Raw genomic sequence first — 26,132 nt, 5'->3', positions numbered from 1 at the left:
AGAGCAGTATTTTCTCAATCGCCGCGTTAGTTTTTATCGGCCCATTTTAAATCGATGTAGCCGACAGGGTGCCGGACGATGTCCTTTACATGTTCGTTTTGCAGATTGACCTGATTATAGAAATACACCGGAATGATCGGCGCTTCATTGATGAGAAGCTTTTCCGCCTTATGCATGAGTGAAAAACGCGTTTTTTCATCCGCTTCATTTTTCGCCTGTTTCATCAGCTGATCATATTCTTTGTTGGTCCAGCCTGTGCGGTTCATTGAATTTCCTGTTTGGAAGGCTTCCAGAAAACTGATAGGGTCCGCATAGTCAGGCAGAAATGAGCTTTGTGAGAATTGAAACTTAAGCGCTTTTTGCTCCTCTAAAAACACGTTCCACTCCATATTGGCCAGCTTCACATCGACGCCAAGGGTGTTTTTCAATTTTTGCTGGATGGCTTCAGCAATCTTTTTATGCTCCGGTTTCGTACTGTAAGTAAGCGTGACCGCAGGCAGCTTGTCATACTTCTCTTCCTTCATTCCTTTTTCCAGCAGCTGCTTCGCTTTGTTTTCATTTGGTGTTATCAGGTCTCCGCCCCCTTCCCGAAAGTCCTTGCCGTCAGGCTGTGTAAACCCGGGCGAAACAAAAGCGTGTGCCGGTTTTTCATTGTTTTTCGTGACGTATTTTACGATTTCCTTCTGATCAACAGCCATTGCGAAAGCTTTTCTGATGTTTTCATTTTGAAACGGCTCCATATTGACATTAAAGCGATAAAAGTATAAACCCGCCTGATCAACGATGTGCACGTTGTCTTGATCCAGCAGCTGGTCACTTAGCTCAGCCGGTACGTATGCGGTGTCCAATTCACCGGACTGGAACATTTGATAATCTGTATTTCTGTCACTCACCATTGCCCATTTCACTTTGTCAAGCTTCACGGTTTCTTTATCCCAGTACGTATCGCTTTTTTCCATTGTGATGCTGTCATCATGCTTCCATTCTGACAGTTTAAACGGGCCGTTTCCGACAAATGTATCGGCTTCAGCAAACCACTTTGGATTTTCTTTGTCGACTTTTTCGTTAACCGGAAAATACGCCGGGTTTGACACCACGCTCAGGAAATATTTTTGCGGTGCGGCAAGCGTCACTTCAAGGGTGTGATCATCCTTTGCCGTCACCTTCACATCGTCTCTTTTCCCTTTTCCGCTGTTATAGGCTTCGCCGCCTTCAATAAAATAGCCGAGAAACGCGGAAGAAGCTCCTGTTTTCGGGTCAAGCATCCGTTTCCAAGCGTATTCAAAATCTCCGGCTGTCACAGGGTCTCCGTTCGTCCATTTCGCATTTTCCCGAATCGTAAATGTGTACGTTTTCTTGTCTTTCGACACAGACCACTTCTCTGCCATCGCCGGCTCCGGTTCATTGTCTTTGCCGAGGCGCGTTAACCCTTCCATGATGTTATTTAACGGCTGCCAAGACACGTTATTAAAACCGATCGGCGGATCAAACGAGGTCGGTTCATTTTCATTATTTAAGTACAGTACCTTTTCTCCGCTTGTCTTTGCCTTATCTTCTCCGCTTTCTTTTCCAGCCTGCTCATTAGCTGTACATCCCATCAGCGCAAATGAAAGTCCCAGTGCAAGGCCCATTCCCCATAGCTTCTTCACTCTCTTCATCCTCTTCCCCCTTTTTCGTTATTCATCCTTCGCTCCCGGCAGCACCGCGTGCTCAGCCCGTTTATCCTGAAGCCAGCAGTGAACAGCGTGCGTGCCGGATCGAACGGTTTGATCAGGGTATACCCTGTCGCACACGATCATTCTGCTCGGACAACGGGCGGCAAATGGGCAGCCCGGCGGCGGTGAAAATAAATCCGGCGGCGTGCCGTCAATCGGAATCAGCTCCGCGCCCTCAAGATCCAGCCGCGGGACAGAATTCAGCAGCCCTTTTGTATAAGGGTGCTGCGGCTTGTAAAATATATCTTTTCTCGTGCCAATTTCCGCTATTTTTCCGGCATACATAACAGCCACCCTGTCAGCAACCTGGGCAACCACGCCTAAATCGTGTGTGATCAAAATGACAGAAACCTTTGTTTTTCGCTGAATCTCTTTAAACAGTTCCAGTATTTGCGCCTGTATGGTGACGTCAAGGGCAGTTGTCGGTTCATCCGCTATTAAAATATCAGGCTCGCAGATCAGCGCCATCGCAATGACAATCCGCTGTCTCATACCGCCGCTGAATTGATAGGGGTACTGCTTCAGGCGTGCTTCAGGATCCGGAATGCCGACCAATGCAAGCATGGACAGAACCTCTTTCTCAGCCGCCTTTTTCGTCATCCTTTTGTGACGAAGAAGCGCTTCCGCCAGCTGGTCGCCGACAGTCAGCGTCGGGTTTAGCGCCGTCATCGGGTCTTGAAAAATCATTGAAATGTCCGCGCCCCTTATGCTCCTCATTTCTCTGTCAGAGAGACGGCAAAGGTCTTTGTTTTTAAATAAAATGCTGCCGTCTGTCACCTTCGCTGAATAGGGCGGGAGCAGTCCCATAATGCTTTGAGAGGTGACGCTCTTGCCGCAGCCCGATTCACCGACAATGGCAAAGGTTTCGCCTTTGTACAAATCGAAGCTCACGCCTCTGACCGCCTGAACCGTCCCGCCGTAAGTCGTAAAAGAAACGTGCAAATCATTGACTGACAGAACTTTCTCCATACAGCTACCTCCTTAGCTTAGGGTCCAGTGCATCCTGCAATCCGTCCCCCAGCACATTAAACGCGTACATCGTTAACGAGATGAAAAAGGCAGGAAAGAACAGGCGCCACCAATGCCCGGACAAAATGGTCGGCAGGCCGTCATTCGCCATCACACCCCAGCTGGCAAACGGCGCTTGAATGCCGAGACCGAGAAAGCTCAAAAATGATTCTGCGAATATGGCGGTAGGTACAGTTAAAGTCATTTGTACGATGATCGCGCCCATTGTATTCGGCAGCAAATTTTTGCGGATGATGCGAAAGGTTTTCGCACCAAAGGTTTTCGAGGCGAGCACATACTCGTAATTTTTTATTTGCAGCACTTGGCCTCTTACAATTCTCGCCATGCCGACCCATCCCGTAACAGTCAGCGCTACGATAATGGTGCCGAGCCCCGGACCCATCAAGACCATCAGCAAAATGACAACAAGAAGATACGGCAGCCCGTACAGCACTTCAATAATCCGCATCATGACACTGTCTGTTCTGCCGCCTTTATAGCCGGCAATGCCTCCGTAAATGACACCGATCAAAAAATCAATCAGTGCGGCCATCACTCCGACAAATAACGAAATCCTCGCTCCGTACCATGTTCGTGTAAACACATCCCGGCCAAGCTCATCGGTACCGAACCAATGATCTGCAGAAGGCGGAAGATTTTGTTCTGTCAGCGATTGGCGCTCGACACTATGAGGAGATAAAAAAGGACCGATTGCTGCCATCACAAATAGAAATAAAAGAATAAAAAGCCCGGCCATCGCTAGTTTATTTTTCTTCAGCCTCCTCCAGGCATCCTGCGCATAGGACAAACTCGGCCGTTTGACTGAATCGGTCTCTTGGGTCTTTTCCTGATTCGAAACAAACCATTCGTCCGGCACCTGAGCGTGCTGCTGCGGCTGGCGTTCATCTGTTTGTACAGGGAGATTCATACGCTTCACCCTTTCTTATGCAGTTTAATGCGCGGGTCCAGCAGACCGTAGGCCAAGTCGACCAAAAACAGCATTACGATCAAAATGACGCTGTAAAAAACGGTCGTTCCCATAATCACGGGATAGTCCCGCTGATTAATGCTTTCGACAAAATATTTTCCCATTCCGGGAATGGCAAAGATTTTTTCAATAACAAAACTTCCTGTTAAAATGCTGGCAACGAGAGTTCCCAGTACGGTAATGACGGGCATGAGCGCGTTTCTGAGTGCGTGTTTTACGATAATTTTGAACGGAGACAGCCCTTTTGCTTTCGCTGTGCGGATATAATCCTGTGTCAGGACTTCGACCATGCTTGATCTTGTCAGCCTGGCGATAATCGCCATCGGTCCAACTGCAAGCGCTGCGGTCGGAAGCACCATATGGATCGGGCTCGTCCACGTAGCGGCGGGAAATAGTTTAAAATTGACGGCAAACTGCTGAATAAGCAACGTCGCCATAATGAAATTCGGGATGGAAATGCCGAGTACCGCGAGGCTCATCGCAGCGTAGTCCAAAAAGCCATTGCGGCGCAGCGCGGCAGTTACGCCAAGTATCAGCCCTGAGATCACAGCAATGACAATCGCTGCCATCCCAAGTTCGAAGGAAACGGGAAATCCGCGTTCCAGCATATCATTTACGCTGTCTGACGGTTTTTTAATAGAAGGGCCAAAATCGAATGTAATGATGGATTTTAGATAGATGATGTATTGGATAATGAGAGGATCGTCTAAGTGATAGTAGGCTTCGAGATTTCTTTGAACCGCTTCATTTGTGCCCCTCTCCTCATTAAAAGGAGATCCGGGAATGACCTTCATCAGAACGAAAGTCAGGGTGGTAATGACCAAAATCGTAGCTGCCATTGCCCAAAAACGCTTCATTATATATCTTGCCAAAGCCTTAACACCCCTTTAGCAGAATGATGTTCGCATTGCCAGTTCAGTCATGACAAGCATAGCCTGATAGGCTTCAAGCATATCCTTCGCCTGAAATTGAACGGTTGTGGTTCCCGGTTTGATTTCTGTACCCGGCATTAGATGAGCCCACTCAGCTTGACCGTAATTGGCAAATTCAATGCTTAATACAGGCCTGTCAGGCGGTGTAAGCGGTTTAACTTTATCTTTGTTCTGCAAGGCATATGCGGTTTTTTCTGTCAGCAGCCGGCCGGCTTTCGCAGGCGACAGACATTTGACTGCAGACCTTGAAATCGTTTGTTTAACAGCAGCTGTCGTGACATTCGGGATGAGCTCTTCAGCTTCTTTGGCCGCCCGGTCATCACCGGCTACCATTATTACCGGGACATCGTAATAACCGGCAACGTAAGCATTTAATCCAAGCTCACCGACAGGCTGATCATTTATGTAAAAATGACGGACACCGAAAATCATGCTATGAGACATGACACCGGGAGTTGAGGCTCTTGCGTGATAACCGAGAAACAAAGCACCCGTGAAAGTATCATCTAGCCCCTGCACCATTGAAAATGGTTTAACATCGCCGGAGATCAAATCTGCCTCGGGATGAAGCTTTTCAATCATCAGATTATTCATTTTCGAATGGCTGTCATTCACCAGCACCTCCGTACACCCGCTGTTAAACGCTTCGGTAATACAGTAGTTTGCTTCTTCGGTCATGATCAGCCGTCCGCGTTCATAATTACGCTTGCCGGAATCAACAAAGGTATCATCCGGAAGACCTGAAATACCCTCCATATCTACTGACATGTACAGTTTCATAACGCTCCTCCTTTTTTACTAAATTATGAATATTCTAACAGATTATATTAAAAAAAGAGGAAAAATGCAATATAGCTGGGAAAAATCACTAACGTTCAGAGATAAAAAAGAATCCTCTTTCAAGGATTCATGTTTCTTTTGCTGCCTGTTCTGTCAGCTGCTCATATTTTTCGAGTGTTTTTTCAAATACTTGATCAAAAACATGCGGCACAGAGGCACGTATCACCGCCGCTCCCTCCCCTGTAATTCCGCCTTTCGTTGCAACACGGTTCAGCGTCTCCTCAAAGGACATCTTCTTTTCGATCAGCAGCTTGCCTGTCCCATACAATGAGTGTATCAGGAAATCAAAGGCTTCTTCTTTTGTCAGGCCGCTGTTTCTCACAGCCGACAGCGCTAATTCTTCAAACACTGCGGCGATGAAGCCCGGAGCAGAGCTCGTCAGATTACTGGCGGCATCCAAATTTGATTCTTTTATTTCTCGCACACTGCTGAAAGCCGATAACAATTCATCCAAACGTTCTTTCTTCTGTGCCGCCAGTGCTTCACTGTGAACAACCAGTGAGATGCCGGCTTCCGCTTCAGATGTAATGGCCGGAATCAACCGTGATATTCCAGCTGCCGTTTCAGCCTCTAAAAGCCGCAGAGGCACACCAGCCGCAATGGATACAATATGAGTATTCCGGTTCACATACGGGTGAAGCCGGCGTACTGTTTCAATGACATGGAGCGGCGGGACACATATAAAGATCAAGGCGCACTTTTCCGCCCATATCTCAAGCGGTTTTGCCGAAACGTCTGGATAATCAGCGAGCAAAGCCTGAAGCCTCTCTCCCTTAGTTCTTGTCTCAACAAACAGCTCATTTTCCTCTACTTGTTTATGCTTCAACAGCTGTCTGGCGATCATATCCGCCATGCTGCCATACCCGATCAATCCAATCCGATTGACTCCATCGTTTCAGCCCTTTCATGTACAATATTCCTTATAAAGTGTACCGTTTTTCGCACTTTTTCACAATTTCCCATAATGTTTTCATTTTTATCCCACAGTTTTTGTTTATGATAAAATCAAGTCATAAAACTGCCATAATCAAAATGTAATGAGTTGAAAATAGAGAGAAACGGAGTGAACATGATGGATAACTATCGTGACGAAAATAGAACAGAAGGACAAGAGAATGAGGTTTTTTTAACGAAAGAGAATGATCAAAACCCGTCTTACTCAGCCCGCAATGTGATTCATGATCAAGAGAAGAAAAAACGCGGATTCGGATGGTTCAGGCCGCTGCTTGGCGGAGTCATCGGCGGAAGTCTCGCCCTTGGCATCTATACGTTCACACCGCTTGGCGACCACGATTCTCAGGACGCAGCGAAACAGACGTCCAGCCAGCAGCAAACTCAATCTGTTACAGCTAAAAGCACATCCTCTGAATCAAGCAAAAGCTCGACAAGCTCATCTGCATTTAAGAGTGAGGATTCTTCTAAAATCTCAGATATGGTGGAAGATCTTTCACCGGCGATTGTCGGCATCACAAACCTTCAGGCTCAGTCAAACAGCTCTTTGTTTGGCTCTTCCGGTTCCAGCTCTGATTCAAGTGAAGATACAGAAAGCGGCTCAGGATCGGGTGTCATTTTCAAAAAAGAGAACGGCAAGGCTTATGTCATTACGAATAACCACGTTGTAGAAGGCGCAACTTCACTCAAGGTGTCTTTATACGACGGCACTGATGTGACAGCTAAGCTCGTAGGCAGTGACTCTTTAACAGATTTAGCTGTTCTTCAAATCAGTGATGACCACGTAACAAAGGTAGCAAACTTCGGTGATTCATCAGATCTCAGAACAGGCGAAACCGTCATTGCGATTGGAGATCCGCTCGGAAAAGACCTGTCTCGCACAGTAACACAGGGAATTGTAAGCGGCGTGGATAGAACAGTTTCAATGTCAACCTCAGCCGGTCAAACAAGCATTAACGTGATTCAAACTGATGCCGCGATTAACCCGGGTAACAGCGGCGGTCCATTGTTAAATACAGACGGTAAAATTGTCGGCATTAACAGTATGAAAATCAGTGAAGATGATGTTGAGGGCATCGGATTTGCCATTCCAAGCAATGATGTAAAACCGATAGCTGAAGAATTGCTGTCTAAAGGGCAAATTGAACGTCCGTATATCGGTGTCAGCATGCTTGATTTAGAACAAGTGCCGCAAAACTATCAGGAAGGCACACTCGGCCTGTTCGGCAGCCAGCTGAATAAAGGCGTATACATCCGTGAAGTCGCTTCAGGCTCCCCTGCTGCAAAGGCCGGGCTGAAAGCTGAAGATATTATCATCAGCTTAAAAGGAAAAGAAATCGACACAGGCAGCGAATTGCGCAATATCTTATATAAAGACGCAAACATCGGCGACACCGTCGAAGTGAAAATCCTCAGAAACGGCAAAGAAATGACGAAAAAAATCAAACTCGATCAAAAAGAAGAAACACCTTCTTAAGAAAAGCGCCTCAGGCCGCAAAAGCGGTCTGAGGCTTTTTATTAGACAAAAGACCTATCTGCTCTATGAAACTTTCTGCTGAGCCACCCGTATATGATACAGGCTGACATCATTCTAATCAGATGCTTGAAGCATTGTTTAAAAAGGAGGTATGACATGAAAACCGTGGATTGAGCATAATTTGCGCAGGGTTGGCTTTTCTGATGCTGAGCTTTCTCCTTCCTGCATCAACATTGGCATGGGGCGTTACACTGGGGACCAGTATTCTATTAAACATAACAGGCACTGCTGTGATTATGCGTTTCTTAAAAAACCCTCAATCTAACAGCTGATTTCAGCTCGCGGTGAACCGCAGTGCAAGTTCACAGTCTCTTCTTCCTTCCCTATCAGCATCTTTTACTTTGATCACCATACAGCACATAAAAAACCCCTGTCCGTAATGGACAGGGGTTTCAGGTTAGGACATATGCTGGTCTCTATAGAGTCTTTTATTTTCAATCCCGTACGATTTCTGTACGATGTAAAGCGGCCGGTCTTTGGCTTCATCATAGATTCTGCCGATATATTCACCAATCATGCCCAGTATCAGAAGTACGATGCCGCTGAACAGGAGCTGGATGACGATAAGCGATGACCAGCCGGTAATGGTGCTGTCGGTGAACAGCTTCAAATACAGTACGATAAACATATACAGAAATCCTGCGCCTGACATTAAGACCCCGACATAGCTTGCCAGTTTCAGCGGTTTATGTGAAAATGTCGTAATGCCGTCCATTGAAAGCTTCAGCATTTTCTTAAGCGGGTATTTCGTTTCTCCGGCAAGCCTTTCATCACGTACATACTCAACTGCTGTTTGTTTGAAGCCTACCCAGCTGACGAGTCCTCGGACAAAAGGATTTTTTTCCTTTAATTTTTTCATTTCATCACAGACTTTTCTGTCCATGAGACGGAAATCCCCGGTATCAATCGGGATATCAATATCTGTCATGCTGCTGAGAAGCCGGTAAAACATGGCCGCTGTCTGTTTTTTGAATAAGGTTTCCCCTTTTCGTTTTGTCCGTACGGCGTATACGACCTCATAGCCTTCCTTCCACTTTTCAATCATGTCTAAAATTAACTCAGGAGGGTCCTGCAGATCGGCGTCAATGACGGCGATTGCATTCCCCTGTGCATAATCCATTCCCGCTGTAATCGCGATCTGGTGCCCAAAATTCCTGGAAAAATCAATGATTTTCACTCTCGGATCAATCAGACTGTGTTCTCTTAAAATCTCAATACTGCGATCTTTGCTGCCGTCATTGACAAATAGCAGCTCATAGTTTTCCTTCGTTTGATCCATGACCTCTTTTAAGCGCTGATAGGTTTCATGAATGACAAGCTCTTCATTATACACAGGTACCACAATTGAATATTGAATATGTCTGCTCATGTTTTTTTCCTCCTATTCATCAGCATGTAGTTCGTATAATGCAGCTGACTGGTTCATTCCGCCAGGCCCACCGCCCATTTTGCCGGTTTGGCCTGAAGCGTTGCTCTCGCTTGACGTACCTGATGAATCAGTCTGATCAGATGATGTCTGCTGATCAGCGCTTGACTGCCATTTATCAGAAGAAACTTTCTTGCCGTTTTCTTGAACCCATTCGACAATTTCATTGTTTCCGCCTTTCCCCATTCCTGAAGCCAAGAAGTATTTCACTTTTCCTTCTTTTACGAGCTTTTTAAATTGAGTCAGCGTGATGGCCGGGTCAGAACCGCTGAATCCGCCGATCGTCATGACGGCCTTTTTCGTTTTGATAATATACGGAGCCGCCGTGTTTGAATCAGTTGTGGCGAATAAATATTCCGCTCCGGAGTTGTTTTCTTCTAAATACTCAATTAATTTTTCATTTACACTCGACTCGTTCATTCCCATGCCTTTTCCGCTGCTTGAAGCGAGCTGCGGCCCTGTTTCAGGAAGAGAGCTGTTTCCTCCGTACAGAAGAGGTGTGCTTGCCCAATAAATCGGCATCACAAGCAATAAGAGAAGACCTGCAAGTGATATATAATATGTGAGCGGTTTTTGGCGCTGTTTAAAAATCAAAAGAGCAATGGCAGATAACGCACCGATAACCCCTACGCCGATACTCCATCCAACACCGATTTGATCGTTGTAGTTTCTCAGAATAAACAATTCAAATCCTGTTGTGGCAATCATCGCCGCCGGCAAAAGCCAAGACTTCCAGCCTGTATGGTTTCGGTATAACTGAACGAGCGCAACCCATCCAGCTCCGATAAGTGCAGCAATCGGCGGCGCCAGCATAATGAGATAATAATGATGGAAAAATTCTGCTACGCTGAAGAATCCGGCAATCGGCACAAGCCATGCAACCCAGAACACCGTCTCCTTCTGATCAACAGATAATCTTCTTCTTTCTCGCGCGCCTGCAATCAGCAAGCCTGCAATTCCAAAAAGCGCAAATGGCAGCAGCCAGCTGATTTGATCAGATAGTTCTTGTTGGAAGAGCCGAAGCGGGCCAGGTGTTCCCGTTCCGAACATTCCTGTACCTGATTTCATTTTCGAGCCGGTTCCTGTACCGCCTTTCCCTCCGTCTCCGCCGGGTCCGCCTTGGCCGCCATCTCCGCCGCTCGGAGGGCCTCCTTGACCGCCGCTTAGCATTTCCCCATTGGATGGCGGTGCCGTCATATTGCCATTTGCAGATTTGCCATCGTTTGATGAGCTGCTGCTTGATGACTGATTAGGCGGTGCCTGAGCGTCAGATGAACTGTTCTCCGCAGAAGGCATTTCTTTTGGTGCGTCTCCGCTTGACCCGCCCTGACCGCCGCCGGAATTTTGTCCTGTCAGCCGCTGAATTCCGTTGTATCCGAAAGCCAATTCCAAAACAGAGTTGGTCTGGCTGCTTCCGATATAAGGCCGCTTGCTCGCAGGGATATTGTCAACGATGAGCGGCCACGATAACGAAACGGCTGCTAATACGGCTAACGCACTTACCAATGAAACGATTTTTTTCTTGATTGTGGCGTTTGCCGCAATCAGGTAGAACAATAAGAAAGCCGGCAAAATCATATAAGCTTGAAGCATTTTTGTGTTGAAACCTGCACCAACGACGAAAAATGCTGCTAACAGCCAGATCAGCTTTCCTTTTCTGATGGCTTTAAAGAGAAGCCATGTAGCCAGCAATAAGAAAAATACCAGTAATGCATCAACATTGTTTGTCCGGGCCACAGCCACCGCAATCGGTGTACACGCCATGATGAAAGAGGCAATTCTTGCTGCCGTCTTACCGAATGTTGGTTTTATTAACAGATACATTAAAAGGACAGAACCTACACCAGCAAATGCCTGAGGCAGGATGACGCTCCAGCCGTGCATACCGAATATAAGTGCGCTGATGGTTTGTATTTGGAACGTAATAGGGGGTTTATCAACCGTTATAAACCCCGCCGCGTCGAATGAGGCATAGAAAAAATTATGAAAGCTTTGCATCATACTTGAGACTGCAGCGGTGTAATAAGGATTCACCGTATCATCATTCCAGATGTTATAGATATTTAAAAATGCAGATGCGAGCAAAATGAGAATCAGGAAGATGTCCAGCTCGCGTTTTTTCTTTTCCACGTTTGTCTTCACTCCTTTTCGTCTAACTTTGAAATAGTGTAACAAGCAAATATGAAAAAACTATTAATAAACAAAGGCAATATTTTTGCCAAAACCAATTCATACGATCAGTCTATAAAAGCAAAAGTTTTCGGGTCTTTATCCTGATCTAAATCTGATATTTTGTACCTAATATCCATATGTAAGCCGTTTTTGAACAAAAATAGCCTTCCGGTGACGCCGGAAGGCAAAGAATCACAATATATCGTTATTGAATCGGCTTCAGTCTTGCTTCGATTTCCTCTCTTCTATGCTCAAGATATGGCGGAAGAGCGATGGTTTGGCCAAGCTCATCAATTTCTTCATCAACCATAAAGCCCGGACCGTCTGTAGATAATTCAAACAGAATGCCGTTCGGTTCTCTGAAATACAGCGCCTTGAAATAGTAGCGCTCAACGATGCCTGAGTTGCTAAAGCCTTCCCGGCTGATGATGCGGTGCCATCCGGCAAGCTCTTCTTCGTCTCTCACGCGAAATGCGACATGATGGACACTTCCTTTTCCTTGACGTTCGCGCGGAAGATCATTTCTTTCAATTAAATGGATTTCTGCGGCCGCACCGCCTTCTCCAGATTCTAAAATGACCGCTGTTCCCTGTCCTTCAACCGGCTCTCGGCTGACCTCTGTAAACCCAAGAATATTGGTTAATACATGTAATGTTGGTTCAGCGTACGGCACTGTCAATTCAACAGGCCCTAACCCGCGAAATGAAAATTCTTCCGGAATGCCGCTTTGTTTAACAGGCAGACCATAACCTTTGCCTTTCTCATCAGCAGTCAGCACAAGGCGCTGTCCTTCATGATCTTCGAACGCCAATATGTCACGTCCGGCTCTTTGGGCGATGCCGCTATGCGCCACCTGATGCTCTTCAAAACGTTCTTTCCAGTAATGCAGCGCTTCTGTGCTTGGAATACGCAATCCAATAGAAGAAATACTGTTTGTTCCCGCATGAAACGGCGCAATGCGGGGAATCTCAAAAAACGTCAGTTCCGTTCCCGGATTTGCCACTTCATCTCCGTAGAATAGATGGTACATCGTCGGTTCATCTTGGTTTACGGATTTTTTGACGAGTTTTAATCCTAATACTTTACTATAGAAATCTAAGTTTTTTTGCGCGTCAGCTGTTAATGCGGACACGTGGTGAATGCCGTTGACTTTCATATGCTGTCCCTCCAGGTCAATTTATCTCGATTTCGAGATATTATATTAAAGATGTATATTTATTTTCCTAATTACAAGGTATTTTATTCACATACGAAAGTCAACATATCAGCTTCATCTAGGTCCTGCATCCTGCTAAGTCCCGCTGTCAGCCGTTTAATGTGCTCATTCTCCGCTTGAACACCTTTCGCAAAACACGAACTTTAGATAAGATTATCCTCAATTTCATTCGTTTCAAGAGATAGTAAATAGACGATTTCACAGATTTTACGAATGGAAATAAAGCAAATATCGAAAATCAGAAAATTTATTTTATTTCACTTTTCTAAAATAGGGTTTACAATATGAAAAATAGATTCTTCATCACGAAGCTTCATCATAGGAGGTTAAGGACATGCATACTGAAGAAAACGGTTTAAAAAAAGAGATAGGCCTCTTGTTTGCCCTTACTCTTGTTATTGGAACCATTATCGGTTCCGGCGTTTTTATGAAGCCCGGTGCTGTGCTCGCTTATTCAGGAGACTCAAAAACTGCGCTATTTGCGTGGCTGTTGGGCGGTATATTAACGCTGGCAGGCGGACTGACGATTGCAGAAATCGGTACGCAGATTCCGAAAACAGGCGGACTTTATACGTATCTTGAAGAAGTATACGGCGAGTTTTGGGGATTTTTATGCGGCTGGGTGCAGATCATTATTTACGGCCCGGCGATTATCGGGGCACTCGGTTTATATTTTGGATCTTTAATGGCGAATCTTTTCGGCTGGGGTTCAGGACTATCAAAGGTAATCGGTATTATCGCAGTTATCTTTTTATGTGTAATTAATATTATCGGTACAAAATACGGCGGTTTTGTTCAAACGCTGACAACGGTCGGAAAGCTGATTCCGATTGCTTGTATCATTATTTTCGGCCTTTGGAAAGGCGATCAGCATATCTTTACAGCCGTAAACGAAAGCATTTCTGATATGAATTTCGGTGCAGCCATTTTGGCCACATTGTTTGCTTATGACGGATGGATCCTGCTTGCGGCTCTCGGCGGAGAAATGAAAAATCCTGAGAAGCTTCTGCCTCGCGCAATGACTGGCGGACTGTTAATCGTAACAGCCATTTATATCTTCATTAATTTTGCGCTGCTTCACATCCTGTCCGCAAACGAAATTGTGACACTTGGAGAAAATGCGACAAGCACTGCTGCCAGCATGCTGTTCGGTTCAATCGGCGGAAAGCTGGTCAGTATCGGAATTATTGTCAGCATCTTCGGCTGTTTAAACGGAAAGGTTCTTTCTTTCCCGCGTGTGACCTTTGCGATGGCAGAACGAAAACAGCTGCCTTTTGCTGAGAAATTGTCCCGCGTGCACCCGACATTCCGCACACCGTGGATTGCGATTTCTTTCCAAATCGCTGTGGCGATCATCCTGATGCTCATCAGTAATCCTGATAAGCTCTCTGAAATCTCTATTTTTATGATCTATATCTTTTATGTGATGGCCTTTTTTGCAGTATTTATTCTTCGCAAACAAACAAAGGGAAAAACGCGTGCTTACAGTGTTCCGCTTTACCCGTTCATGCCGATATTGGCGATCGCAGGTTCATTCTTTGTATTGGGAAGCACACTCATTACAGACACATTAAGCTGCGGATTATCAATTCTCATCGGTCTGGCCGGACTCCCTGTGTATTATTGGATGCAAAAACGAAAAGCCAGCTAAAAAAACGGTTCCTTTGTTTAGGGAACCGTTTTTTGGTGAATCAGAAGATAAATGTTGACAAAAAAAACACAACTTTTGATATACTTTTTACGTTAACCAGAAAGATTTTGCAAACTTGGTTCGTTTTTTTGAGGTGAAGTAGGCCAAAATAAGGAGACACGTTTTATCGAAAAAGTCAAGCCGCGTTTTTTTCGACTTTTCCTGTTTTTTTTCGACAAAAGGCTATATAATAATTTGATGTGTGCATTGTTCATTCAAACTATGGAGGGTTTTTAATGATAAGAAGAAAAAAAGATAAGTTCTCACTCCTTTTAACAGAAATTGCAAAGAACATAGACGAAACTGCAGAATATTTTTTGAATTTTAAGGTCACTAACCAAACGACGCTTAAAGAGTTTGCAGATACGTTAAAGGAATATGAAACAAAAGGTGACAATCATGTTCATGTCATGATCAAAGAGCTTAACAAAGCATTCATCACTCCTATTGAGCGCGAGGATATCCTTCAGCTGACAAACAGCCTGGATGATGTGCTTGACGGAATCGAACATTTCTCTGCCATGATGGAGATTTTCTCAATTACTTCATCAGACGAGCATATCGATAAATTCAGCGGATACATCAGAGAATGCGCGAAAGAAATTTTGATTACAATTGAGCTGCTGGCAGAAAACCGCTTAAAGGATATTCAGCCTCACGCGATCAAAATTAAAGAGTATGAGCACAGCTGTGACAACCTGCACAGAAAATCATTAAAGAATCTTTTCGGAAATGAAACAGATCCAATTAAAGTCATTCAATATCGTGAAATTTACGAAACACTTGAAGAAATTGCCGATTCGTGCCAAAGTGTTGCCAATAATCTTGAAACCATTATTATGAAAAACGCGTAACGAGGGGTAAAAATGGATATTCTATTTATATTAACGATACTAATAGTCATTTTTGCTCTGGCGTTTGATTTCATCAACGGGTTTCATGATACGGCGAACGCAATTGCGACTTCAGTATCAACAAAAGCGTTGAAACCGCGCCATGCCATTATAATGGCGGCAGTGATGAACTTTGTCGGAGCAATGACGTTTACAGGTGTTGCCAAAACCATTACGAAAGATATTGTAGACCCTTATACTTTGGAAAATGGCTCTGTTGTTATTTTGGCTGCTTTAGTCGCAGCAATAGCGTGGAACCTGCTCACTTGGTATTACGGCATCCCAAGCAGCTCATCCCATGCCATCATCGGGGCGATTGCCGGTGCAGCCGTTGCGGCAGCCGGATTTACTGCGTTAAATTATAAGGGCTTCATTAAAATCATTGAGGCACTCATCTTATCACCAATTATTGCCTTTGTCCTTGGTTATATTCTTTACAGCATCGTCAAGCTGATCTTCAAAGACAGCAATTTGGCGAAAACGAACAAGCAATTCCGCAGAGTGCAGATTATAACTGCTGCCCTGCAATCCTATACACACGGAACAAACGATGCGCAAAAAGCAATGGGAATTATCACAATGGCTCTCATCACAGCAAATTTACATACTTCTGCTAATGATATTCCAACCTGGGTGCAATTCGCCTGCGCGACAGCCATGGGTCTCGGAACTTCAATCGGCGGATGGAAAATCATTAAAACCGTTGGCGGAAAAATCATGAAGATTCGTCCGGTAAACGGTGTATCCGCTGACTTAACCGGGGCAGCCATTATTTTCGGCGCCACATTTATTCATTTGCCGGTCAGTACAACCCACGTCATTTCTTCATCAATCCTTGGCGTCGGTGCATCACACCGGGTAAAAGGCGTAAACTGGGGCACAGCTAAGCGGATGCTCATTACATGGGTCATCACGCTTCCGATTTCAGCGACACTTGGTGCTATCGCCTACTTTATCTTAAATATGATTTTTTAATGTTTCACCGCTTCTGTCAAAGGAGCGGTTTTTTTGATGAAACAGGAAAACCAGCCGCATTTCTAGAATACAATAATCAGAACCTATTTCAGATGCGAGGGATTGATGTATGCTTTTATTCTTTCAAATCATGGTCTGGTGCACTATGGCCGCTTTAGGCTTATACGTATACGCCACGTGGCGGTTCGAAGCGAAGGTCAAAGAAAAAATGTCCGCCATCCGAAAAACATGGTATTTGCTGTTTGTTTTGGGCGCCATGATATACTGGACATATGATCCCTCTTCCCTGTTCACAAACTGGGAACGGTATGTCATTGTCGCTGTCAGCTTTGCTTTAATTGACGCTTTTATCTTTTTGAGCGCTTATGTGAAAAAACTGGCCGGCAGTGAACTGGAAACAGACACAAGAGAAATTCTCGAAGAAAACAACGAAATGCTCCACATGTATCTCGATCGGCTGAAAACATACCAATATCTATTGAAAAACGAACCGATTCATGTTTATTATGGAAGTATAGAAGCATATGCTGAAGGAATTGATAAACTGCTGAAAACCTATGCTGATAAAATGAATCTGACGGCCAGCCTTTGTCACTATTCGACACAGTCTGATAAAGACCGGTTAACCGAGCACATGGAGGATCCCGCTGACGTGCAAACGAGGCTGGATCGAAAGGATGTCTATTACGACCAGTATGGAAAAGTAGTGCTCATTCCCTTTACAATCGAGACACAGAGCTATGTCATCAAACTGACGTCTGACAGTATTGTAACGGAATTTGATTATTTGCTTTTCACATCATTAACGAGCATATATGATTTGGTGCTGCCAATTGAGGAGGAAGGTGAAGGATAATGGAAAACGCGTTTCAAAACGGATGCCATCCGCGGGCAAAGAAACCGTTTAAAATCCTGAAAAAACGTTCAACCACCAGTGTCGCAAGCTATCAAGTCAGCCCGCACACAGCAAGAATCTTCAAAGAAAACGAACGGCTGATTGATGAGTATAAACGAAAAAAAGCATGATCACACTAAAAGGACAAGAGAAACAGCTCTTGTCCTTATTCCTTTTCTTAAGGGGTTACATATAATAAAACAAACAGAGGATAATGTCAGGTGATACAGTGAAAAAATTGGTGCGGCGTGTGAAGGTTATTGATTACGGGAGGTTTGGCTTTTCCGGGTATTCGCTTCGGGTGAGGGAGCGGAGTGCCATGATATTGAAACATTTAAATAAACGGACAAAAAAAAGCGACACTTAAACAATATGTCGCTTTTTATATTCATCATTTTTATCTGTTTGATTAAGGAGCCTTGCATAAATGATTTCTAAATACCTCATTGGATAAATGATATATTTCACTATCCGGTTAAATGCACGCGATCCAAATAGATACGTTATTCCTAATGCCATCGTAAAACAAATAATCAACCGCGTGTCAGGGTTTTGCTCGTTTAACCAACTATTGTGATTAAAAAGCGGAAAGACAAAAATCATATGAAATAAAAAGATAGCAAGTGAGTTTTCTCCCCATTGGGTCAACTTGCTTTTACTAGCACCAACTGCATTTAATATTAAATAAATGCCTAACACAGCCAAGGAATAATGAAAAAGTACAATCCCTGTATAACTAAGATTCTCTATATGGAACTTTTGGTAGCCAAGGAAACCAAAAAACAGCTGATCAAATTTATCATTATGCTCATCCAAAATAATAAATACCAATACAGAGACAGATAAAGTGAAAAATAATTTAAACTTAAATTTGTCTAAAGAGCTGTATATTTTATACATGAGATCTTTTGAACAATAAAAACCAGCCAGGAAAAACGGAAGGAAAACAAAGGTTCTTAATATAGACAGTGTTTGCGTATGCATGTTGCTATAATATATTTTGATAAACTCTATAATTTGATCTGCATAAAACCTGGAATAAAAGCTTAGCCCCAGCAACAAAATCAGCAAAGCTGCCTGTAAGATTTTTCTCACGTTAATTTTTTTTAGAATGATAGCCAGCGCATACCAGCTGCCCAGACTGACAATATACCATAAATGAGTATGCGGGCTGCCGTAAGTAAATTGAATGACAGAAAAGTTCCCTGCGTAGTAACGGTACACACAGTAAAAGGTTTGAAAAATAACATATAACAGTATGAGATTGATAACTTTTTTGATTGATGGCCTTTTGGAAAAATAACCATTTAGAAAAATAAAAGCAGGCATGTGGAATGAATAAATGATTTCAATCATATTTTCCAGCCCGCTTTTACTGACACCCAGCAGATGGGCAAATACAACCAAAAATATCAATACGCCTTTGACGTTATTTAATTTAATATCTTTTTGCACAGTATGACCACCCAAAATACAAATTTCTCATATTCAGTATGGTTTTACTAGCAGACGTTGTCAATGTTTTCTTTTTCTACAAAACTAATAGAGTACTGATCTTCGCTTTTGTCGCAGGTCCGTAGATACCGTCGGCGGGTAGACCGTTAACAGACTGAAAACGCGCAACCGCGTCTGCTGTTTTCGGCCCATAAATGCCGTCAATTCCGTTGTTCACAGCTCCTTTATCAGGATAAAAGTAGAGAGCCGCCAGCGCTCGTTGCACCTGAAAGACGTGTTCGCCTGAGGTATATGGTGTTGTCAGCTGAATGATACCGTCAGGGAGCGGATAGAGTTCTGGCTCTGCAGCGGACGAAGGAGCACTTACAATTAACACTTGACCAACCTGAATGAGATTCGGATCTTCGATATTGTTCCACTCTTGCAGCTGAGCAACAGTAACACCGAACGCTCTCGCTATGGATGTAAGTGTGTCACCTTTTTTTACGACGTAAGTTTGGCTCCCGCCACCGCCAATTCCCGCTTTAAACGAGTCCCACGTATCCAACAGTTTTCGAGGGCATTCCTTCCCTGACCAATATTTGTGAGGCACGACGTTAGCGAGGCTGATACCGTGTTCATCCATCAATGTTTTGATCAGCCACTGGGCATTAGCTGTTGCTTGTGCAAAGTCGCCATCCGCATTTTCACAAATTTCAATCCCAATAGAAGCCCGGTTGCCGCTTCCGTTCCCGTCTCCTGCATGCCAGCCGTTTTCATTTAACGGCAGATGCTGATAAATCTCTGTATCATCAACTGTAAAATGCCAGCTTGTCGCCGTATCAGGGTTTTTCAAATAGCGGGCATGCGCTTGGGCATCGGCGCCTGCTGCCGTATTCGCTGTATTGTGTACGGTAATATAAAGAGGTGTCATCGCGTAGCCTGGGCGGTTATTGGCACCGACCGGAATAAAGTCTTGAATAATGTTAACCATTTTCATCTCTCCTTATTTCGTCAGATTATTTTCCTTTAGCAAGTCGCGTTGCTTTTTCCCTTTTTCTGTTACATAGTTGTTTTTAAACCAAGCTGCTAGTGTTGTCCCAATTGTGAAGATCACTGATCCTGCTGAATACAGAGCATCTGCAAGCTGATTCACCTGCTCTTCCTGTATGTCCAATGGTGATTTGCCAAACATCAGCATGCTCTGGTTGATGAGCGCAAGCAAAAGAAGCACCGTCCTAGTGACCGTGCCTTTATCATACGTTTTCATGATAATCCCCCTTTAATGCTGCAGCAGGTTGTACATAATGGCGATGGCTCCGCCTATGATACCTGTGCACACTGCTGTAATGATGGCACCTGTAATGGTGCGCTTAATCCATGTTGTATTTTCATCAATTTTGTTTAATTTTTCGTTCAGCGTCATGATTTGCTGGTCTTGCCGGTCAGACACGCGTTCCAATGCCGAAACTCTCTGTTCGAGCGCTTTTTGCTCGCCTTTCATGTCTGCTAAATCCTGCTGAAACACATTAACATCTATGTCTTGCTGCATCATTCACTCCTCCTTTACATGCGGATCACCTCCTTTCCGAGGCCAATTGCAATGGTTAAGAGACCGCGGTTCCTTTAATTGATAGACTCCCGCCGGTCATGCTGGCAATCTCCATTACGATCTCCTTAAAGCCTTTAATATCAAAGGACCAAGCCTCATCCTTGCCTAAGGTGCTGCAAGCGGAAGAAGCATCATCCGATTTCACGCCTCTGATTGGAAGTTTCTGTCCTGACACAGATTTCCCCCAAAATTTCACCTCACTCGTTTCCGCTGTGCCGAATACTTCAACGAGTAAATGCGCGGCACCGTCCACGGGTAAAGCAGTACCTTCGCCGGCGGACTCGGCATTTTCATGAAAAACAAAGTCAAACGTTTTGCCAGCTTCCACTTTCAACCGCCCATCGTCTGTTTGGTTTTCCTTCAAATCGATTTGCAAAGGAAGATTTTCATTTAAGCGTACGTCCATTTCACCTGCGCCGACTGATTGATATAACACAAACTCCGATTGCTGGAGATTGCCGTTAACATACCGAAATCGGTAATAGCGTTTCGTGATATACACCCAGTCAGTCGCTGTCAGAACACCTGCAGCAACATTAACTACTGCTGTCGTTGTCCAGACATTGTTATTGTCGCTTTCTTCTATAAAGAGCGTGCCTTCACGATCTGCATACGCCCAGCCCTTTACTTTAGAAATCAGAACTGCGCCAAGCCGGTCTTGTCCGAGCTGACTGTATGCCTCAGTGGCCTTTAACGCGGCATTTGTTAAAATCTCCGCTACACCTGAGAGATTTGAAACAGGTGTGACAAAATCGGTTTTTTCTCCTCTATACGGCTTTACAGCTCCAGCTTTTCCAGTCTTATCGAGAGGAAATTCATATTGATACTTGACCATTTTTATCCTCCTTTTCATGTAAAAACGAGCAAAATAAAAAAGCCTACATGGCTTTACCGGTAATTTCTTCATACTGGCCAGAAGTGATCAGTTTTTTGTTCACGCCTTCTGCCAGATCCTCAAATGAACAGTCTTGATATGCGATGGCCTGTTTCACCATATCCGTTGTCGCCCACTCATAGTAGAGGGCAAGCACCCAATAATTCATTCAGCACTCTCTCCTTTCAAAGATAATAATGAAAGCTTTATATCTGACAGCTCGCTCCCCAACGTTTTGTTTAGCTCTTCAAGCTTTTTGCGTGCCAGCTTTTCTTGCGACAATTCCTGAGCAAGCAGCTCCACCTGATCAGGCGGCTCGTACGGAGGATTTTTTTGCGATTCCTCCCACCAGGCTTCCAGTTCTTTTTGCGTCGGGATCGGGGCGCGCAGGTTCCACTTTTCAATGTAGGAACCATCTCCGTCATTCCGCAGCTCGAAATCTTTTCTTGGCACTGCGTCAGGGTATTTGTACATGATTGCATCGTATAATATCATTTTGTACCTCCTATCGTACAGGGTAATTTTGGCCACCTATTTCTGTTATATCAAAGTAGTTGTACCAACCTAAACTATCTGTGATATAGCGTTGTGTCTGCCCGTTATATCCAACATACAAATAAATCTCAATATAGTCTCCCTTGTTGACAGATACTGTTGCTGCACCATATATACCTATATTAATGTTCGTATTATCTTCGGGATTCGAAGGGCTGATTCTATAATGTGCGATGTTTTTATATCTACTCCCGTTTACATATATAGATGTTTCATAGTTTGCATATTCTAAATAATTTTCTATATATATACCTGCATTGACTAAATACATTCCGTCATTCGGTACAACAAAACGGTTGTTTGTAGCATCAAAGCAGTTATGGCTGTCTTTTATTTTCCTATTGAAATTAACTTTTTGAGACTCGCCTTTTGTTAACAACTGTTTTCCAGTAGTACCAATATTCGCGTGAGCAAATCCAGAAATTTTCTGCCAAGCCGTCCATCCTGAATCTGCCCACCAATGGCGGATCCAAGAACCTGTGTTAGTAAAGTAGGAGCTAGATTCATTTCCAGTTCCATAAAAATACTGAGCAAATCGAAAATTACTATGCTTTTCATTTTTTACAATTCCATAAGTAAGCGGGTATCCTGTTGTGTTATTGGCTCCTATGTCCATGAAAGTAATACCAGCTGGGTAATCATTTCCGCTTGTTCTCGCATCTTGGATTGCATTTGAGCCGGTAAGCACGGTTAATTTTTGATTTGTATAATTTGTGTCAACATAGTTTTTAGCATTAGACAAAGCTTTATCCGCTTTAGCTTGTGCGCTGGTTTCAGTTTCAACCTTGTTCCATCCTTGCCATGCAACAGTGCTTCCATCATAATAATTCGTAAAGACATTGTTTCTGTAATCAGTAGCAAAGACCCAACCAAACATACCTTTACCGTCGGTTGATTGGCTAGTCAAATGAAATACGCCTCTAATTGAAAATGGAGATGGAGCATTTACAGCTTTTCCATGTGCATAAAATGTGCCCATGCCTCTACCTTGATCAATTATTTTTTGAAGAATGTCCTCTCCTTCGTTTGCTGCAATGGACACCCCTCCTATATCGCTTGTTATTTTAGTAAGCTGAGCTCCATTCCATTTGCTTCTCTCAGCAGATGTAATGTGTATTACTGAATCCTTAGCATGATTAGATACCTTTGCCTCTGCCCCAGCTGTTGTCTCTAATTCAATCCACTCGGACCAGTTTCCTCCTGATATCGTTTTCCGATACGTTTTATTAGCATTATCAAAAGCGATAATCTGACCGTAATCACCGGCAGCATTGATTGTCCATATGCCCCTGACCGAAGTACCTGGACCATTTAACGTTTTTGACATCGAGGTGAAATGAACCATTCCAGCGTTCTTCGGAACAATTTCATGGAAATCATCTGTTTCGCTTAAGTATATTTTTGCTTGACCGTTATCTGCTGTGACTTTAAAAAGCTGACTGTTATTCCATTTGTCTTTGTCTGATTGTGTGACATGTATGTCCGCCTTACCTGCATGAGCGTTCACTTTTGTTTGAGCGCCCTCCGTCGTCTCTAATTCAATCCAATTTGACCAGTTGCCGTTTAAGAGAGTTTTACGGAAAGTTTTATTATCATTTGTCATCACAATTACATGACCATTTAATTTGCTGTCACTGCAAGTCCAAAACCCTCTTCCTGAGCCGCCTGGTGAATTTAGAGGCGTGCCAGTATAAGAAAAATAAGTCAATGTAGGATAGTTCAACAGTTCTGTATGGAAATCACTCGTGATATTGAACATAGGTTGTCCATTATTATTTGTAATCTTAGATAACTGTCCACTGTTCCATTTCACCCTCTCTTCCTCTGTAATATGCCGCACCTGATTTTGCTCATGTTCATCAAAATCCGTCTTGGACGCCTGCTGCACATTGTCCACATTCCCCAGCCCGATTTGCGCCTTTGTTGTGTTGTGGGGGTTGTTCATGTCGTTTTTGTGGGCAGCCAGGTCGGTGTGGGCGTCTTTTATGCCTTTTTCCCAGCGGTTGACGTCGTCCTCGTTAATTGGATCATCCGGAAGCCAGTCTGTTTTTTCTTCGTATGCCATGTTTACACCACCTCAAAGGTAAATCTGAAATCGAGTGTTCTGTTTTCACTCACGTCCAGGTCTGTTTTTCTTTCTGTAATGACATTGCCCAGCTCGTCAACAATTTGTACCGTTTCGATATGCTTGATGTCTTCCTCACGTTTTGTCAGAACGGTGACTATCGCTCCGGCAATGGAGAGCTCTACTATTTCTGTTTTTTGTCCGTTAAGCAGTACGTGATCAATTCTGCTTTTGAGATCGGCAGCTGCACGTTCTCTGTATATGGTTGAAATCAAGTTAAGACCACCTCATTATTGTTAAGGGTGACAGAATAACCGACCTTCAGCTCACTGGCTGTTCGGTATCTTCGGTGATTCAGGATGACTGTGTCCTTTATTTGGAGCGTCTCATTCAATCCGCCTCTGAGCGTATACGTCAGATGTGCCGGCTTCATATTTTCCAATGCTTCGATCAGCTCATTCATGTGCTGGAGATCATCAATATTGATGTCTACATTAAAGCGGTATTCACCGGGCAGCAGGCGGACTTGTGCCGACGGTTTTTTTAAGAAACGGTTCACCGCCTGCTCAATGGCCCTGTAGGTGATCGGCGGGATGTTCGACATCTTCGAAATGAGCCGTAATCGCCTGATTTCATCGGTGTCTCCCGATTCCCGCGGCACGTTTAAAATCTTTTCCCAGCGGCTAAGCCCCCATGTTGCTGTCGGGACAAATAACTGGTCTGTCAGATCAAATATGCTGTTATTTTGCTGATCAAACTCAGGTGCTTCCGCTTTCAGCAGCTCCGACATTTCTTTTAAGCTGGTGAGAAACGGCGGCAGATATGAAATCATGTCATCTTGTTTGCTCAATGATATTCACCTGCCCAAGCTTAGGGATTTCTACGTCGCTCAGCACTAAATTTTCGGAAGTGCCGTTGATTTTAATATTTGAATAATCACTGACAGACGGCGAATTATAGACGATGTTATTAATTTGAGAAAGGCGGATAATGTTATCTTCGAATGCCATTTTCTTAAAGAGATTTAAAACGCCTTCTTGAATTTCTGTCTTTACTTCATCAATCGAGTGATTGACTTCTGGAAGCACCTCGGCAGAAATCTCAACTTCCTTCCAGACCGCGCTCTCCACTGTGACAACGGCTCCGATTGGCGCCTGTCCCTCGCCCTGACCGGGCTCAGGGTCAATATAGTCTTTCACTTTTTGAATTAAGATTTCAGAAGCCGGTTCAAGATTGGCATTCGTGACGACAATTTTAACCGTCCCATCTCCGTTCCAAAGCGGGAAGATCTTTGCCTTTCCAACACCGTCCACTTCTTCAGCCCACTCTTTATAATGCATTTTATTGGCGCTGACAGCCTCACGCCGAACCCTCGTAAAATACCGTTCTCTTAAACTATCGTCTCCTTCTTCTTCACGCCCCGGAATCAGGATTTCTTTGACAATGGCTTTTTCCAATCCCGGGATGGTATCCAGTGACAACAGATTGCGTCCGGTCAGATTGGCGTTTCCTGCTTCTCCCGGCGTTTCACAGACAAGCGTCCCGTCTCCTGTATATTGAAAATAAAGATTGTCCACATAGAAGCGGGAGCCTTCAGGAATTCTAACGCCAGCTGTGAACTCCCCTGCTCTCACGGCCTTTGTGGCAGCTGTCCGTTCAATCCCCGCTTCCGCAGCGCGCCGGTCCAAAAACTCTCCTTGCGCAGTATCAGAAAACACAAGCTCAAGCACGGTATCAAGCCATATATACGACTTCGCAAGCTCGGCTGCCGCCGGGGCTAATGCGTTATAAATAACACTGCCTTCTCTCGTGTCAATATCTGCGGAGATGCTGTTCAGCATACGCTCCATAATATCTTCAAAGGTCTGATCCTCAAACATCTTCACCAATCACCTCCTCAATCTCAAGCGATCCTTCATCTGTCTCGACTACAAAGGAAACATGAAACGCATCGCCTTGTTTTTCTATCTCAAAGTCTGTTACAGCGGAAATACGGTCATCATAAACAAGTGCCTCTTCTATGAGCCTTGGAATCTCCATTTTTTTGTAGGCATCAGTCGTCTCATGATCTGTAAGCACGTCCTGAAGCTCATTTCCGACATTATGGCTGTAAACTGAATACGCATATCGTTCAGTTTGTAAGGCGATATACACAAACTGTCTGATTGCTTCAAGCCCGGTAATCAGCTCATTTGTAATTCTTCCGTTTTCAAAATCTATTTTGTAGGTTTGCGAGGTTTCAATGACTTCGCCGTCATCTTCAATATCCTCAAACTCCACTTCTGGTGTCAGGGCCATGATGCCCACTCCTTTATACATGCTAAATAAAAAACCACTTCGTCCGAAGCGGTTTT

General features: G+C 44.2%; 28 protein-coding genes and 1 pseudogene. 7 read left to right on the top strand and 22 right to left on the bottom strand.

From position 1 onward, the window contains the following. Positions 1–26: 26 nt before the first annotated feature. The 6 genes from dppE to proG form a co-directional block, all read right to left on the bottom strand. Positions 27–1,658 (bottom strand): dipeptide ABC transporter substrate-binding protein DppE, encoded by a 1,632-nt coding sequence (gene dppE, locus NYE43_RS07055; protein ID WP_038954184.1) that lies wholly within the window; start codon positions 1,656–1,658, stop codon positions 27–29. Positions 1,659–1,676: 18 nt separating this feature from the next. Next, entirely contained in the window at positions 1,677–2,684 is a 1,008-nt protein-coding gene (locus NYE43_RS07050; RefSeq protein WP_341061387.1) for an ABC transporter ATP-binding protein, read from the bottom strand. Between the two features lie 4 nt (positions 2,685–2,688). Next, positions 2,689–3,651: a dipeptide ABC transporter permease DppC gene (gene dppC / locus NYE43_RS07045; RefSeq protein ID WP_024121102.1), complete on the bottom strand. Its 963-nt coding sequence runs from the start codon at positions 3,649–3,651 to the stop codon at positions 2,689–2,691. Positions 3,652–3,656: 5 nt separating this feature from the next. Then, entirely contained in the window at positions 3,657–4,583 is a 927-nt protein-coding gene (gene dppB / locus NYE43_RS07040) for a dipeptide ABC transporter permease DppB (protein ID WP_101860745.1), read from the bottom strand. 15 nt (positions 4,584–4,598) lie between these two features. Then, the gene (dppA, locus tag NYE43_RS07035) at positions 4,599–5,423 is read right to left on the bottom strand and encodes a D-aminopeptidase DppA (protein WP_024121100.1); all 825 of its coding nucleotides are present in this window, start codon (positions 5,421–5,423) and stop codon (positions 4,599–4,601) included. Positions 5,424–5,550: 127 nt separating this feature from the next. Next, on the bottom strand, positions 5,551–6,336 hold the full coding sequence (gene proG / locus NYE43_RS07030; RefSeq protein ID WP_341061385.1) for a pyrroline-5-carboxylate reductase ProG: 786 nt from the start codon (positions 6,334–6,336) through the stop codon (positions 5,551–5,553). 219 nt (positions 6,337–6,555) lie between these two features. Between proG and htrA the strand changes: the two genes are divergently transcribed. Continuing rightward, positions 6,556–7,911 (top strand): serine protease HtrA, encoded by a 1,356-nt coding sequence (gene htrA, locus NYE43_RS07025; protein ID WP_198097772.1) that lies wholly within the window; start codon positions 6,556–6,558, stop codon positions 7,909–7,911. A 457-nt stretch (positions 7,912–8,368) separates the two neighbouring features. Here htrA and NYE43_RS07020 read toward each other — a convergent pair whose 3' ends face one another. The 4 genes and pseudogenes from NYE43_RS07020 to NYE43_RS07005 all read right to left on the bottom strand — a co-directional run bounded on the left by NYE43_RS07020 (position 8,369) and on the right by NYE43_RS07005 (position 12,725). Then, positions 8,369–9,340 (bottom strand): glycosyltransferase family 2 protein, encoded by a 972-nt coding sequence (locus NYE43_RS07020; RefSeq protein WP_341061381.1) that lies wholly within the window; start codon positions 9,338–9,340, stop codon positions 8,369–8,371. A gap of 12 nt (positions 9,341–9,352) precedes the next feature. After that, on the bottom strand, positions 9,353–11,527 hold the full coding sequence (locus NYE43_RS07015) for a glycosyltransferase family 39 protein (protein WP_341061379.1): 2,175 nt from the start codon (positions 11,525–11,527) through the stop codon (positions 9,353–9,355). 8 nt (positions 11,528–11,535) lie between these two features. Further along, positions 11,536–11,631: pseudogene (locus NYE43_RS07010) on the bottom strand (hypothetical protein); the annotation flags it as partial. A gap of 143 nt (positions 11,632–11,774) precedes the next feature. Further along, complete coding sequence (locus tag NYE43_RS07005; RefSeq protein WP_341061377.1) at positions 11,775–12,725, bottom strand: ring-cleaving dioxygenase; 951 nt, start codon at positions 12,723–12,725, stop codon at positions 11,775–11,777. Between the two features lie 394 nt (positions 12,726–13,119). Here NYE43_RS07005 and steT point away from each other — a divergent pair, with 394 nt between their 5' ends. The 6 genes from steT (at position 13,120) to spoIISC (ending at position 17,605) form a co-directional block, all read left to right on the top strand. Next, positions 13,120–14,436, top strand: coding sequence for a serine/threonine exchanger (gene steT, locus NYE43_RS07000; protein WP_099042852.1), 1,317 nt, complete (start codon positions 13,120–13,122; stop codon positions 14,434–14,436). Between the two features lie 275 nt (positions 14,437–14,711). After that, complete coding sequence (locus NYE43_RS06995; RefSeq protein ID WP_010333926.1) at positions 14,712–15,329, top strand: DUF47 domain-containing protein; 618 nt, start codon at positions 14,712–14,714, stop codon at positions 15,327–15,329. 12 nt (positions 15,330–15,341) lie between these two features. After that, complete coding sequence (locus NYE43_RS06990) at positions 15,342–16,343, top strand: inorganic phosphate transporter (protein WP_024121092.1); 1,002 nt, start codon at positions 15,342–15,344, stop codon at positions 16,341–16,343. Between the two features lie 109 nt (positions 16,344–16,452). After that, positions 16,453–17,199 carry a toxin-antitoxin-antitoxin system toxin SpoIISA gene (spoIISA, locus tag NYE43_RS06985; RefSeq protein ID WP_024121091.1) on the top strand — a complete coding sequence of 249 codons (747 nt, stop codon included), beginning with the start codon at positions 16,453–16,455 and terminating at the stop codon, positions 17,197–17,199. Further along, a complete protein-coding gene (locus tag NYE43_RS06980) occupies positions 17,199–17,369 on the top strand; it encodes a type II toxin-antitoxin system SpoIISB family antitoxin (RefSeq protein WP_024121090.1) in 171 nt (56 codons plus the stop codon). The genes spoIISA and NYE43_RS06980 overlap by 1 nt, the downstream gene beginning before the upstream one ends. Before the next feature lie 83 nt (positions 17,370–17,452). Next, positions 17,453–17,605, top strand: a complete 153-nt coding sequence (gene spoIISC, locus NYE43_RS06975) for a three component toxin-antitoxin-antitoxin system antitoxin SpoIISC (protein ID WP_151174960.1) — start codon at positions 17,453–17,455, stop codon at positions 17,603–17,605. Here spoIISC and NYE43_RS06970 read toward each other — a convergent pair. The 12 genes from NYE43_RS06970 to NYE43_RS06910 form a co-directional block, all read right to left on the bottom strand. Beyond that, positions 17,602–18,693, bottom strand: a complete 1,092-nt coding sequence (locus NYE43_RS06970; RefSeq protein ID WP_255004241.1) for an acyltransferase family protein — start codon at positions 18,691–18,693, stop codon at positions 17,602–17,604. The genes spoIISC and NYE43_RS06970 overlap by 4 nt on opposite strands. Before the next feature lie 76 nt (positions 18,694–18,769). After that, positions 18,770–19,666, bottom strand: a complete 897-nt coding sequence (locus tag NYE43_RS06965) for an N-acetylmuramoyl-L-alanine amidase (protein ID WP_216394649.1) — start codon at positions 19,664–19,666, stop codon at positions 18,770–18,772. A 12-nt stretch (positions 19,667–19,678) separates the two neighbouring features. Next, positions 19,679–19,942, bottom strand: coding sequence for a phage holin (locus NYE43_RS06960; RefSeq protein ID WP_024121086.1), 264 nt, complete (start codon positions 19,940–19,942; stop codon positions 19,679–19,681). Positions 19,943–19,954: 12 nt separating this feature from the next. Next, positions 19,955–20,224, bottom strand: coding sequence for a hemolysin XhlA family protein (locus NYE43_RS06955; RefSeq protein ID WP_024121085.1), 270 nt, complete (start codon positions 20,222–20,224; stop codon positions 19,955–19,957). A gap of 55 nt (positions 20,225–20,279) precedes the next feature. Further along, entirely contained in the window at positions 20,280–21,119 is an 840-nt protein-coding gene (xepA, locus tag NYE43_RS06950) for a phage-like element PBSX protein XepA (RefSeq protein WP_216394650.1), read from the bottom strand. A gap of 43 nt (positions 21,120–21,162) precedes the next feature. Beyond that, on the bottom strand, positions 21,163–21,327 hold the full coding sequence (locus tag NYE43_RS06945; protein WP_185848046.1) for an XkdX family protein: 165 nt from the start codon (positions 21,325–21,327) through the stop codon (positions 21,163–21,165). Further along, positions 21,324–21,653 carry an XkdW family protein gene (locus NYE43_RS06940; RefSeq protein WP_216394651.1) on the bottom strand — a complete coding sequence of 110 codons (330 nt, stop codon included), beginning with the start codon at positions 21,651–21,653 and terminating at the stop codon, positions 21,324–21,326. The genes NYE43_RS06945 and NYE43_RS06940 overlap by 4 nt, the downstream gene beginning before the upstream one ends. A gap of 10 nt (positions 21,654–21,663) precedes the next feature. Then, positions 21,664–23,778, bottom strand: a complete 2,115-nt coding sequence (locus NYE43_RS06935; protein WP_445213841.1) for a terminase — start codon at positions 23,776–23,778, stop codon at positions 21,664–21,666. Between the two features lie 2 nt (positions 23,779–23,780). After that, entirely contained in the window at positions 23,781–24,053 is a 273-nt protein-coding gene (locus tag NYE43_RS06925) for a hypothetical protein (protein ID WP_198097782.1), read from the bottom strand. Beyond that, positions 24,050–24,628 carry a YmfQ family protein gene (locus NYE43_RS06920; RefSeq protein ID WP_339236762.1) on the bottom strand — a complete coding sequence of 193 codons (579 nt, stop codon included), beginning with the start codon at positions 24,626–24,628 and terminating at the stop codon, positions 24,050–24,052. Before NYE43_RS06920 ends, NYE43_RS06925 begins: the two co-directional genes overlap by 4 nt. Then, positions 24,612–25,658, bottom strand: coding sequence for a baseplate J/gp47 family protein (locus NYE43_RS06915; RefSeq protein ID WP_044156236.1), 1,047 nt, complete (start codon positions 25,656–25,658; stop codon positions 24,612–24,614). Before NYE43_RS06915 ends, NYE43_RS06920 begins: the two co-directional genes overlap by 17 nt. After that, positions 25,651–26,076: a DUF2634 domain-containing protein gene (locus NYE43_RS06910; protein ID WP_024121077.1), complete on the bottom strand. Its 426-nt coding sequence runs from the start codon at positions 26,074–26,076 to the stop codon at positions 25,651–25,653. The genes NYE43_RS06915 and NYE43_RS06910 overlap by 8 nt, the downstream gene beginning before the upstream one ends. Between the last annotated feature and the right edge of the window lie 56 nt (positions 26,077–26,132).

The organism is Bacillus sp. FSL R5-0434, from assembly GCF_038004745.1.
GTDB classification, from domain to species: Bacteria; Bacillota; Bacilli; order Bacillales; family Bacillaceae; genus Bacillus; species Bacillus halotolerans.
The sequence above is the reverse complement of the archived record's forward strand: the minus strand, read 5'-3'. Positions and strand labels throughout refer to the sequence as shown.